Consider the following 12,280-nt stretch of genomic DNA (forward strand, 5'->3'; position numbering starts at 1 on the left):
ATGCTTCTCTGCTGCCCAGCCCCGCGCTGCCAGATCAGGCCCCCATCACCCACACGAGCACCCCACGACGATCAACGAAAACGTCGAAAGTCGAGCTAGTCAGCACCGGTGACTTCCAGCCAACTTCGGTTGGGTCAGCGGCCGATCGATGTGCTCGGTACCGCGCACGGACAGCGCCGGCGACGAAGATTCCCGTCAACCCATTACCAAGCGTTTACTGAGCAGATACCTTTCTCCTTGGCGGTGGGAGGGGGCGGAGCGATCCGGCCGTCCCTGCCTGCCCCGGAGTATCGCCGTACGTCGTTCGGCCCGTTTTCGGCCATTACGCCTATTTCTCATGGACCGCCGGAAGGAAGCGTTTTGAACGCTCGGAACCGCCGCACCACGGTAGCCGCCGTATCCGTCGCAGGGCTCATAGCGCCGCTGCTGCTGATCGGATCGGGCACCGCCTCCGCCCACAGCGACCCTGCCAAGGAGGCTGCCAAGCTCGCAAAGAAGCTCGTCAAGAAGAGCAACGCCGAGGATGCCTACGAGCATCTGAAGCAGTTCCAGCGGATCGCTGACAAGAACGGGAACACCCGGGTGGCCGGGTCGGAGGGGCACCGGCAGTCGGCCGAGTACGTCGAAGGCCTGCTGAGGAAGGCCGGGTACTCGGTGACCCGGAACGAGTTCGACTACCCGTTCACCCAGACGCTGGCGCAGAGCCTGCGGGTGGTGTCGCCGCAGCAGCAGGATGTCCCGTTGATCGCCATGACGTACTCCGCCAGCAGCCCGGTCGGCGGCATCACCGCCCCGGTCGCGGTGGTGCCGGTCAACGCCACCACCGGCTGCGAGCCGGAGGACTACGCCCCCGGGACATTCACCGGCAAGATCGCGCTGATCAAGCGCGGCGGCTGCGCCTTTGCGCAGAAGCAGGAGACCGCCGCCGGTGCGGGCGCGGTCGGCGCGATCATCTACAACAACACCGAGGGCGCGCTCAACGGCACCCTGGGAGACCCGTCCGTCGCCAAGATCCCGGCCGGCGGCGTCACGCAGGCGGACGGCGAGGCGCTCGCGGCCAAGGCCGCCGCCGGCGCAGTGACCGTCAACCTGGAGATCCGCACCTTCGCGGAGACCCGGCACACCTACAACGTGATCGCCGAGACCAAGGGCGGCGACGCCGACAACGTGGTGATGTTCGGCGCCCACCTGGACTCGGTGGCGGCCGGCCCGGGCATCAATGACAACGGCTCCGGCTCCGCCGGCATCCTCGACGTGGCCCTGAACTTTGCCCACGAGAACGTCAAGAACAAGGTGCGCTTCGCCTGGTGGTCGGCTGAGGAATTTGGCCTGCTGGGCTCGGAGGCGTACGTCAACAGCCTCTCGGCGGCGGACCTTGCGAAGGTCAAGCTGTACCTGAACTTCGACATGATCGCCTCGCCGAACTACGCCCAGTTCGTCTACGACGGCGACGACTCCGACCAGGTCGGTGCCGGCCCCGGCCCGGAGGGCTCGGCGCAGCTGGAGCGGCAGATCACCGACTACCTGGACAGCCGGGGCATCCCGCACGAGGGCACCGACTTCACCGGCCGGTCGGACTACGGTCCGTTCATCGAGGTGGGCATCCCCTCGGGCGGCACCTTCACCGGCGCCGAGGGCATCAAGACGGCCGAGCAGGCAAAGGTGTACGGCGGTAAGGCCGGTGTCGCGTACGACGCCTGCTACCACGCCGCTTGCGACACCCTGAAGAACATCAGCATGAAGGCGTTCGACGCCAACGTCGACGTCATCGCCAACGCGGTGGGCCAGTACGCCTGGGACACCAGCCTTCTGAGCAAGCCGGTGGCGCCGCAGAACACCAAGGGTTCGGCGGGCAGCGGCGGTGGCCTGCACGAGGGCCACGACCACGAGGTCACCGAGTAACTCCCGGTACACACGGGGGGAGGGCTGGACTGTCCGGCCCTCCCCTTCGACGCTGCGGCGGGAGGCGCGGTCGCTACGGTTCCTTGCGGAGGGAGACCCTGGCAGGTGGGCTTGATCCGCTTTGACGGACATCGGAGATCAGGGGCTCAGCCCCGGGAGGATGTCCATCATGGAGAGCATGGGGAAGAAGAAGCCTCGCCCTCGCCGCTCGTTCACGCCGGAGTTCAAGGCCGAGATCGTCGAGCTGTGCCATCGCGGTGACCGCTCGGTCGGACAGATCGCCAAGGACTTCGATCTCACCGAGACCGCAGTTCGGCTGTGGGTCAACCAAGCCGAGGGCGCTGTCACGTTGGCTGACGGGGTGGGAGGATCCTCGGGCTGATCACGGTGGAGGGGGTCGTCCGTGGAGGGCATGTCGCCGTCGTACAAGGGGCACCGGTATCCGGTCGAGGTGATCTCGCACTGCGTGTGGCAGTACTTCCGGTTCCCGCTCAGTTTCCGTGAGGTCGAGGAGCTGATGCTGGAGCGCGGCGGATCGTCTCGTACGAGACGGTCCGCCGCTGGTGCCTGAAGTTCGGTCAGCAGTACGCCAACGGACTGCGCCGCCGGCGGCCCCAGCCCGGCGACACGTGGCATCTGGACGAGGTCTTCATCAAGATCAACGGTGAGCAGAAGTACCTGTGGCGGCCTGCCGACCAGGACGGCAACGTGCTGGACATCCTGGTGCAGAGCCGCCAGGACACGGCTGCGGCCAGACGCTTCTTCCGCACGCTGCTGACGAAGACGGGCGAAGTGCCGCGGATGATCATCACGGACAAGCTCCGCTCCTACGGCGCGGCCCACCGCGAGGTCATGCCCTCCGTCGAGCACCGTTCCCACACGGGTCTGAACAACCGGGCCGAGAACAGTCATCAGCCCTGCGCCTGCCGAAAACCTCATCCGCGCAGGTCATGCGGCATGTTGGTACTCGTGGAGGATGCCGCCGAGTCGTTGGTGTCGTCGGATGTCGAGGTGGGTGATCTGCTGCGGATCGGTGATCGGTGTCGGCAGCGGGTGTAGCGGGCGGGCGTTGGCGATGCCCTGATGGGGCCGGTGGGAGTTGTAGAAGTCCTCGAACTCCCGTAGTGCGTGGATCAGGTGCTGCTGGTTCCAGATCAGGGTGCGGTCCAGCAGTTCGTGCTGGCAGGTCTGCACCCACCTTTCCATGATCGAGTTCATGCGCGGCATCCGCACGCCGCTGAGCACGACCTCGATGCCGGCATCGTTGAGGACGGTGTCGAACAGGGCAGGGAACTTTCCGTCCCGGTCCCGGATCAGGAACCTCGCCCGGCAGCCCGTATCCTCAAGATCCATGGCGAGGTTCTTCGCGGCTTGCGTCACCCAGGATGCGGTGGGGTGCGCGGTGGCGCCGAGAATCCGGATCCGGCGGCTGGCGTGCTCGATCACCGCGAACACATACATTCGTGCCCCGGACAAGGTGACCGTTTCCAGGAAGTCGCAGGCCAGCAGGGCGTCGGCCTGGGAGCGCAGGAAGTCCGCCCACGTGCTGGAGGCCCGTTCTGGCGCCGGGTCGATCCCGGCCTCCTTGAGCATCTCCCAGACGGTGGAGGCGGCCAGCTGGATCTGGAGAACGAGGAGCTCACCGTGGATGCGGCGATACCCCCAGTTGGGGTTCTCCCGCGCGAGCCGCAGGACCAGGGCGCGGATGGAGTGTACGGTCCGCGGCCGTCCCGGGCGTTTGGGCCGGGACTCTGCGGCGTGGCGGCGTGCGACCAGATGACGGTGCCAGCGCAGCACCGTGTCCGGCCGCACCAGCAGCCGCACCCTGCGCAGTACCTGGGACGGCAGTCGGTGCAGCAACGCTGCCAGGAACGCGCGATCGCTCGGGGTGAACCGCACCCTGTCGTTGCCGAGTTGGCGCTCCAGCACCGTGATCTGATGGCGCAGAGCGAGGATTTCCGTGTCCTTGTCCCGATCGCTCATCGGGAGCAGACGCAGCATGGCGAACGCGTTCGTCACGGTCAGGTAAGCCAGTCGCAGCAGCACGACCGACCATCATGCCGGAGCGATCAGCAGCCGGACGAGAGCACCCCAGTCAAGCGCTGCTGCTCGAGACCCCCGTAGATCCTGCACACCGGCTCCCACCAGGGCGGATGAGGTTTCCGGCAGGCGCACCGCCACCGTATGCCGTCGATCAGCTGCCGACGCTTCCATGTCGGCGGCCGCCCTGACTTCTTGCCCATCGGCAACAACGGTTCAAGTCGAACCCACTGGCCGTTCGTCAGGTCACCACGTCTCACGGCGTGTGATCATTCACGACCTTGATCCACTTTCGCAACAGACCCTCGAAGGGCATGAGCAGTCATCAGCCTTCGGTGACAACGCTCAGCTTTCAATGGCAACCACCGACCTGTTCGTGCGGGACCCCTTCGCCGAGCACGCCAGCGAACAGAGCTGACGGTCCGAGATCGGGGACACTTCAGCGGGATCACCGGGCGAGGCGTGCCGTAGACGCCGGGCTTCTACTGGACGTTGTAGTCCTCTTGCAGCTTCTCGGCGTGGTCTCGCAGGAAATTGCCGATGCGGCGGTCGAGAGAGGCGACGACCAGCGCCAGGGGACAGTCGTCGTAGCCGTCCGACATCCGCACCACCGGCAGCCGGTACCAGACACTGCTCTCGTCATCGAGGTCGATCTCCCAGACGGCATCGTCCACGTTGAGCACGATGACCCGGCCGACGTGACGCGCGGCGGCATCGGCGATCCCGCGCTGATCGAAGGTGAGGATTGCGTCTGGGTTGTCGTAGCGCTTGAGCAGCCATGCCTCCAGCTCGTCGAGGGAGGGCAGGTCCACGTCGAGTTCCTTGCCGATCATCGCGTAGAACTCGTCGCGCACGTCGAGGTCCTGGGCGAGCCAGGTCTGGAACTCTTCGCGGGAGTGCATGCGCATCGCGGCAAGATTCATGATGGAAATCATGGCACTAGGAGCAGGGTTCCCGCAAAGTTACAATCCATCCCACTTAAGCCAGTTGGTATAGATATGCCCGCAAGCCGATCAACAGGCGGCGGAGTTCAAGGTGACCGTGGGCGCGATGGAAGTGACGCTCGCCGATGGTTGTCCAGCGGATAGCCTGGCTTGCCCCTCAACCGCGGCCAGGCCGGCGCACGCTGGAGCTGGTGCTCAGCAACGACGAACGGGCCCAGCTGACACGCTGGGCGAAGCGGGCGAAGGCCGCCCAGTTTCCGGCACTGCGCTCAAGGCCGAACCTGCCGACGCAGGACACCAGTGGTCCCTCACGATTTCTTCCTGCTACTTTTTCTGGACCGGTGCAGGGATGCGCCGGTCCAGGCGCGAACTGCGCTCTGACGGCGTGCGGATCTCGATGTTGATCCCCGCAGAGAGCAGTGCGGACATGAGCGGGCCGCTGGGTTCACAGTCAATGAAAATCCAGGTCATCTCCCAGCCCCGGCGGACCAGTTTGGAGTCGCGCTCCACCTCGTACAGGTTGTCATCGGAGAGGTAAACGGTCCCCTCGGCGTACGCCTTGACCTCGGCACCACGCATCTTCGCGGGGTTGCTGTCGTCCACCAGGTCCAGCCTGCGGACCTCCTCCTTGCCGAGTTTGACGGTGTACTCCCTTTCCGGCCAGCCCAGCCTTCTGCGTTCGGCTTTGACGATCTCGTTCGCGCGATTCGCGCGTTCGACATTGGCCCGATAGACCTTTCGCCAGGTCTCCGGGGGCAATTCGCCATGGTCGAGCTTGTACATCCTCCAGCGGGTTTCCTCGTGGGACTTCGAGCCTGGCTCCAACCCCTGGAGCTTGGCCAGCAGCCGCTGGTACTCGGCCATGTCCGCCTTGGCGACACCGCGTGCGCTGACGCCGCTGCTGGGCGTGAGTTCACCGATCTCAATCTTGCCCATGTGTTCCTGAAGCTGGTTGCGCAGGCTGTCGAGCTTGACCTCGGCCTCCGCCAGGGCGTCACTATGCATCGAGGCCATGACCTGCAGGTGCTCATTGATCAGCTTCGGCAGCTTCGCCACCTCGTGCTTGGCGTCGAACAGCGGCTTGTTCGTCGGATCGAGCGCATCCCCGCCCAGCATGTTCGTGATCCGGGCCAGGGCGACCCGCACCCGTCCGAGGAAGCCCTGGTACTGCTGCATCGAGCGGACTGTCGCCTCGTGCAGAACCACCGTGCGCGGCAGGGCATCAGGACTGATTCGGATCTTGATTTCGCCGACCAGGCCGCTCTTGTCCGGCGTCCAGTCGATCTTCACCGAGTCACCCTTCAGGGTGTCGTCGATGACGGCCATCTTGCGGAGATCTTCGGGTAGCGCATTGATCAGCTCAGCGGGTGTCGGGCGGCGGTCCTCGACCTGCGGCTTCGCCTCACCCTGCGCCTTTTTCGCATCCTCGGTCTCGGGGGTGCTCTCCTCCTTGAGGGACGCATGCTCCTCCGGCCTGGCCTTGTCGGCCGGTTTCTTCGCCGTGGGCTTCTGATCCTCGGGTCTTGGGTCGCCTGGCTTCTGCTCAGCCGGCCTCCGCCCGGCCTGTGTCTGGGCAGCCGGTTTCTCGGCGGACGGCGTGGTGTCGGCTGGTGCATGGTCACCGGGTGGCAGCGTCTCGCCGCCAGCCGGGCGTTCGACCGTCGGCGTCTTCCCGGCACTTGCCCGGTCGTTCTCCGCCGTAGTGCCGGCCTTGGCCTCGGCATGGGACTTCAACATGTTGCCTGCCAGGAACAGGCCGTTATTCTGGATCGCCGCGTTCAGGGCATCGGCGCGTGCACGGCGGGCGGCGGCGTGGGTCATGCCGGAGTTCGGGTCGTTCTCCTGCGCGTTGATGGCCAGCATCTGGTCGGCGAACTCGACGTTCCCCCAGATCACGCCCGTATAGCCGATCAGCTCATTGGCCGTCTTGACGCCTTCCGCGAGCGATTCGGCCCGCTGCAGGGCCTGCGCCGCGCTCTCCAGCTTAGACGCGCTGACGGCGCCCTCCTCGACGATCGTGAATGCCTTGCCGACGCGTTCCAAATGCAGCTGGGACACCAGCGCCCCACCCGCGGTCAGGCCACCGAGCACGCCCAGGATGTCGCTGACCGTCTCGCCATTGAGCGAGAGCTTGTGTGCCTTCCAGCGCTGGATCAGCCGGGCGCCGGCGACGGCTGCACCGATCACCGCACCCGCCGTGCCCGCGGAGGCGACGAACAAGCCGACCGCGGCCAGCGTCATCACCAGGTCGTCGATGCGCTTCATGGCGAGCGCGGTGTCCGCCGGCGCGCTCTCGACCTTGAACTGCTTGAGCGCGCCCTTCTCCATGCCGGGCAGGCCCTCGGTGCGGGCGCCGACCATGCCCCGGCCATACTGAGCAGCCCGACCGAACTTCTCCAGCGCGGAGTGGAACGCCTCGCTCGCTGTGTCCCTGAGCTCGCCGATGTAGGCGCCGCCGGTGTCGAGCTGGGTGATGTCGTTGATCATCCAGCGGTGCTTGGTGCCCGTGCCGCCCACTGGCCCGGCCGTCATCATCAGCGGATAGACCTGAGCCGACACCTCGGAGATCAGCGTCGCGTTGACGCGTGTCATCGCTTGTGGCGCAACGTCTCCGCCAAACGTGGCCAGGCGGTCTCGTTCATTGTCCTCGTACAGCTGGATCTGCGCCTTGAGCGTGCCGATCTCCCGCTCGCGCGAATAGGCCGACAGCGACGGGTAGTCGGCCTTGAACTTCTTTAGTTCCTTCTCCTTCTCCTCGAGGCGGCCGGTGAGCAGGGTCACCGGCGAGGCCGTGTACTGCTCCTGCGCCCGCTTCTTCAGATCGCGCAGGTACTCCGCCTTGGCCTTGTTGCCGGACTTGACGGCGAGCGCGATGTCCGCGTCGAGCGCTGCCGTCATGGCCGATGGTTCGTCGAGTGTTTCCTCGAGGGCACTCGCCATCGGCATGACCTCGACGACGTGGCCCGCGACCGACGGCGGCCGGATGATCGGCTTGCCTTCACGGTCCTCGTTCACGGCAGGCGTGGTAATCACTCGGATCAGGTAGATGCCGTCTTCGTCGAGGTTGATCTCTTGCTGCTGCCGCGGCCCGGCGAACAGATCGGCGAGGAAGTGGGCGATCGCGCCGATCGTGGTGATCAGCAGGGACACCGGGGCCAGCTCCAGCGTCACCCGGTTCGCCTCGGCGTTCATCAGCCTCTCGGCCGTGGTTTCGCCTTGCGGGTGCCGGGCGTCCTTGGCCGCGCGTCGGTTGTCCTTCCACCAGTCCTCGAACTCGCGCCTGAACTCCCGGCGGGCCGCCTTGGTGCCGGTGACGTCGGTGCCTTCCCCGGGTGTGGCGGCCTTGAAGTCCTCGATGCGCTGATCGAGGGTGCGCTTGGTCTCGTCGGCCGGCTGATCCTTGGTGTGCGCCGGATCCTTGGCGATCTGCTGGCGCGCGTACTTCGTGATGTCGAAGTACTCCCAGACGTAGTGGATACTCTCGCCGACCTGGCTGAAGGCCTGCGCCGCGACCGTGTAGTTGCCGTTGGCCGACCAGTCCACCTTCGCGGAGTACGTCGGACTGGAGTCGGTGGGCACCATCTTGGGTCCCTCGATGGAGACCGGCCAGGGCGGGCTGTTGGCCGGCAGGCCGTCCCCCCGCCCCGCGATGGGGCTTGCGTAGACCGTCGCTTGCTCCCCGCCGCCCTTGCCGCCGTCGGCACTGGCGATCACCGGCACGAAGTAGATCAGCTCGGCCCGGGACACCGACCCGATCAGTGCTTGGAGCTTGTCCGGTTCGGTCAGCAACTTGCGCAGGCTCAACGATGTCATGGTCTGCTTGGGGTCCCGCCCCTCCTTCTCCGCCTGCTCGCGTTCCTTATCGGTGTCAATCTGTTCCTGCTTGGTCAGCGGGCGGGTAGCGAACACGCTGCGCCCATGGCCCTTGGCGTCGATGTCCAGACGCTGTCGGTGGAGATCGTGTGATTCGAACTCGATGGCGGCCAACGAGCCATCGCGTTGCTCGATGTAGATCCCCGGGACGAAGCTGACCTTGGAATCCTCTTTGAAGGGGACCTTCGGGCCCAGCGGCCTGCCTTGGGTGTTGTACGCCTTGGCAAAAGACGACGTCAGGCCGATGTACACGTAGTTCCGTTGGTCAGCGGCACCGACGTCGGCCAAGCGCAGCGCCGCATCGTCCAGGCCGGATGCGGTGACCTGGAGTCGTTCCCAGTGCTCGGCTTTTGGGTCTTTCTGCTGCGGCTTGACGTCGCTCTTGGCGCCGCCTTTCGGCTGCCGCAGCAACCGGGCCCGGCCCGGTGGCCCCGTCACCACGTGCGCGAGCTCGTGGGTGAGCAGCTCGGCCCCGGCAGGCGTCTGCGGGCTGAACTCGCCCGTGTTGAAGAAGATGTGGCTGCCGATGGTGAAGGCGAGGGCACCGGCGTCCTCGGCCAGGCCGGCGGCCGCATCGTCGGTGTGGATGCGGACGTCGTGCAGGTCCGACCCGAGCCGGCACCCGTATTCCATGGCCATGCCGGGTGTGAGCGGCTGGCCGTGATCCGCCTGGGCGAGGACGGACGGCGGGGTGCCCGGCGGCAACTGCGGACCCGGGCGCCCGGGTTGAAGCCGGGGCGCCGCAGTGCCCTCCAGTGCCTGGGACGCCAGTGCATCGGCGGAGTGCTCGACAGCCTCGCCCGGCCTGGACAGCAGGTGCTGCGGGAGTTCGGGAGCAGGCATCCCCGTAGCTGAAGCCGGAGCGGTCTCAACTCCCATCTGTCACACCCGCTTTCACGACATCACCGGTTCCGCGGCTGTGGTACACACCGATCGTGCGGAACGCCATCCGGCGTCAGCGCAGGCCCTGCGCCAGACGAGTTGACCACGTCGCTGACGTAGGCCAGGCTTGCCCTATACACCTTCGCTTCCGAGGCGGGGGTGATGGCGACGCCGGTCGTGAACGGGCCAGTCAGATCCAGCCCTTGGATGCGTAGCAGGTAACCGACCCGCCCATACACCCGCACCGCCTCGACCGGTGTCCCCGCCACCGCACCCAAGAGCCCCGGCGCGCCGCCGATCCGCGCGAGGGAGGCCTTGTTGTCCATCATCGTGAGGCTCTGCGTGCTGCCCACGTAGTAGGCATGCCGGTCGCGCGACCAGAAGAACGGGATGGCACAGGCCACGACATTGCCGTTGATCATCACCTGGCCGGCGTCCGCGGTGGCTCCGCCTTCCCCACTGAGCCCGACATGAATACCCTGAAGCGCACCACTGACCAGGTTGCCCTCGATCCGGATCAGCCCAGCCCGCATCCCGCCGATCACGATGCCCTGCGACATGCTCCGAGACCTGGCCGCACCGAGCAGGAAGCGGCTGGCCTCGCGGGAGACGTTCAGGCTCCCCGGCGCGAGCAGGGCGCGCCGGGTGAAGCGCTGCAACTGCTTGCGCGGTGTGCTCTTCGACAGTGCCCTCTCGGTGACGGTTTTGCCGAACTGACCGGCCAGCCGCTGGATTACGGCGGCCCCTGCCACACGCATGGTGGCGCCGCCTGCGAGTGGGATCTCGTGCCCGGCCGCTGCCTCGCCCGCGATCACGTGCGACCCGACGAAGCGCGCGATCTCCTCCACGATCCGGGGATGGAGCACAGTGGTGTCCCAAGTCGGCGGTGCGGAGCGCAGCCGGATCTCGTTCCGCGCGATCGTGGCCTCGTTGGCGGATACCACCAGCACACCAGCCTGCTGGTCGCCCACTTCCAGCTTGTTGTCCAGCACGTGAACCGGCCCGGTCGCGCGGTCCCGGTCGAACGTGCCCGCAAGCACCGCCGACTGAGCACGGCCCAGACTGTCGGGACACGCCACCTCGCAGGTGCGGACTGTGACGTCAGCACAGTCGACGAAGGTGATGGTGCCGAGCAGATGTTCTTCTCCGTGGGGGGTTTCGGGCTTGCTCGCGGTGCCGGACTCGGCGCGCAGGTCCCGGACCGTGATGTCCCTGCAGCCCTCGAACCGCAGCAGGCACTCCCTGGTCTGGCTGGTGAGCACGGTTGCCGGGCCGATGCCGGTGACCACGATCCGGGTCTTGTTCTTCACCACGACCGGCGAGTCCAGCCGGTAGGTGCCGGCCGCCAGGCACAGCTCGCCACCGCTGACGGGCAACTTGTCCGCGGCCACCTGCAGATCGTCACCGGGGAAAGCCGTGACCGTGCACGTGCCGCCCTTGATCTGGGTGAGGGCCGGGAAGTGCGGCCTGCAGTCGCTCAGAACCGTCTTGGCGTTCAGGTCCACGACCGCCAGGGCGGTGACGTAATGCCGGGTGCCGTCGGCAGGTGCGGCGCTGATCTCCTCGACGGTGTCTGCGCTGCTGCCTCGCACCCGCACCGCCCACCAGTCGCCGGCCAGGTAGTCGCCGGGGCCGGCCCGGAACGCGACGCCGACGTCCACACCTTCCAGCACGGCAGGCACCTCAGTGGCGGCGCCAACGGTCTGGCCGTCCCATCTGCGCAGACACAGCCCGGCCAGCGAACCACCCACTCCCGGCGCCGACTTCAGTGTGACCACGCTGCCGCCGGCCCCGGGATCGACGTGATCGACCTCGAACAGCGGGCCGTGACCGAGACGGTCGGCGCGCCGTACGAGCGTGCTGACCTCGACCAGGTCGCCGGGGAAGAAATTCACCTCCGGCGAGGGCTTGAGGGTGACCGCCGTTCCGGCCACGTCGGCAGCAACGGCGGCCGCACCGTTTTCGTACGACCAGGCGAATCGGGCGGTCGACGCCGTCCCCGAGTTGAGGACCTCGATCCGGAGCAGCCCGTCGGGCAGTTTTCCGCGCGGATCGTCCGGTGGTGCGCAGGGATCCATGGGGACCGGAGGAGATGTTCGCACGACGTCGAGCAGTCCGGTGCTGAGCGAGTTCTGCGGGAGCGCAGATGCCGCGCCGGCACAACTGCTCGCGTCCACGGTGGTGGCGCGCACCCGCCAGCCCACCCGGGTCCGGGTCATCGTGTCGATGCCGTCGAGCGCCGGGTCGAGCAGTTCGGCCGGATCCTCGGCTGCCTGCACCTCTTCGACGAAGGCGTCGAGATAGATCAACGCGTTGCCGGTGGCAGGCAGCGCGGGCACGGACTCCTGCGAACCGTAGGCGAACAGCGCCGGGTTGACCGCGCGCAGCCCGCCGATCCACATCTCTCCCGCGCCGATCTGCAGCGTGCCGTCCGCCGCGAAGCTCACGCCGAACGCGCTACTGCCCTCGGGGACTCCGGCCGGGCCGATCGCCGCCGCCGCGAGCGTCTGGTTCTCACGGCTCGCGCCGTCCGCGGTGAGGTTGTAGTCGCCGTCCAGCAGCACGCGGCCCTGCTGCATGCGGGCGCCGGTCCACCGGTCGTCCGCGCGCAGGGGCAGGGATGTGTAGTCACCGGTCAC

Annotated in this window: 8 protein-coding genes and 1 pseudogene; 4 read left to right on the top strand and 5 right to left on the bottom strand. The window is 67.0% G+C overall.

Annotated features, from left to right (window positions below):
- The first annotated feature begins 360 nt into the window (after positions 1-360).
- The 3 genes and pseudogenes from ACWD6R_RS32560 to ACWD6R_RS32570 all read left to right on the top strand — a co-directional run.
- Positions 361-1,902: a M28 family metallopeptidase gene (locus tag ACWD6R_RS32560; RefSeq protein ID WP_451822000.1), complete on the top strand. Its 1,542-nt coding sequence runs from the start codon at positions 361-363 to the stop codon at positions 1,900-1,902.
- 169 nt (positions 1,903-2,071) lie between these two features.
- Positions 2,072-2,284, top strand: coding sequence for a transposase (locus ACWD6R_RS32565; protein WP_451822001.1), 213 nt, complete (start codon positions 2,072-2,074; stop codon positions 2,282-2,284).
- 30 nt (positions 2,285-2,314) lie between these two features.
- A pseudogene (locus ACWD6R_RS32570) lies at positions 2,315-2,835 on the top strand (IS6 family transposase); the annotation flags it as partial.
- A gap of 15 nt (positions 2,836-2,850) precedes the next feature.
- Here the strand turns inward: ACWD6R_RS32570 and ACWD6R_RS32575 are convergent.
- Positions 2,851-3,948, bottom strand: a complete 1,098-nt coding sequence (locus ACWD6R_RS32575) for an integrase core domain-containing protein (protein ID WP_451822002.1) — start codon at positions 3,946-3,948, stop codon at positions 2,851-2,853.
- Positions 3,949-3,971: 23 nt separating this feature from the next.
- Positions 3,972-4,145, bottom strand: a complete 174-nt coding sequence (locus ACWD6R_RS32580; protein WP_451822003.1) for a hypothetical protein — start codon at positions 4,143-4,145, stop codon at positions 3,972-3,974.
- A 62-nt stretch (positions 4,146-4,207) separates the two neighbouring features.
- Between ACWD6R_RS32580 and ACWD6R_RS32585 the strand changes: the two genes are divergently transcribed.
- Positions 4,208-4,360, top strand: a complete 153-nt coding sequence (locus tag ACWD6R_RS32585) for a hypothetical protein (protein WP_451822004.1) — start codon at positions 4,208-4,210, stop codon at positions 4,358-4,360.
- A 64-nt stretch (positions 4,361-4,424) separates the two neighbouring features.
- Here ACWD6R_RS32585 and ACWD6R_RS32590 read toward each other — a convergent pair whose 3' ends face one another.
- From ACWD6R_RS32590 to ACWD6R_RS32600, 3 genes are all read right to left on the bottom strand, one after another.
- Positions 4,425-4,865, bottom strand: coding sequence for a hypothetical protein (locus ACWD6R_RS32590; RefSeq protein WP_451822005.1), 441 nt, complete (start codon positions 4,863-4,865; stop codon positions 4,425-4,427).
- Between the two features lie 345 nt (positions 4,866-5,210).
- Positions 5,211-9,602 carry an eCIS core domain-containing protein gene (locus ACWD6R_RS32595; protein ID WP_451822006.1) on the bottom strand — a complete coding sequence of 1,464 codons (4,392 nt, stop codon included), beginning with the start codon at positions 9,600-9,602 and terminating at the stop codon, positions 5,211-5,213.
- A 59-nt stretch (positions 9,603-9,661) separates the two neighbouring features.
- Complete coding sequence (locus ACWD6R_RS32600; protein ID WP_451822007.1) at positions 9,662-12,280, bottom strand: hypothetical protein; 2,619 nt, start codon at positions 12,278-12,280, stop codon at positions 9,662-9,664.

This window comes from Streptomyces sp. NPDC005151 (assembly GCF_053599875.1).

Coding starts and splice junctions, on each gene's coding strand:
- ACWD6R_RS32565 (WP_451822001.1), top strand. CDS start 2,072: ATGGAGAGCATGGGGAAGAAGAAGCCTCGCCCTCGCCGCTCGTTCACG.
- ACWD6R_RS32580 (WP_451822003.1), bottom strand. CDS start 4,145: ATGGGCAAGAAGTCAGGGCGGCCGCCGACATGGAAGCGTCGGCAGCTG.
- ACWD6R_RS32590 (WP_451822005.1), bottom strand. CDS start 4,865: ATGAATCTTGCCGCGATGCGCATGCACTCCCGCGAAGAGTTCCAGACC.
- ACWD6R_RS32595 (WP_451822006.1), bottom strand. CDS start 9,602: ATGCCTGCTCCCGAACTCCCGCAGCACCTGCTGTCCAGGCCGGGCGAG.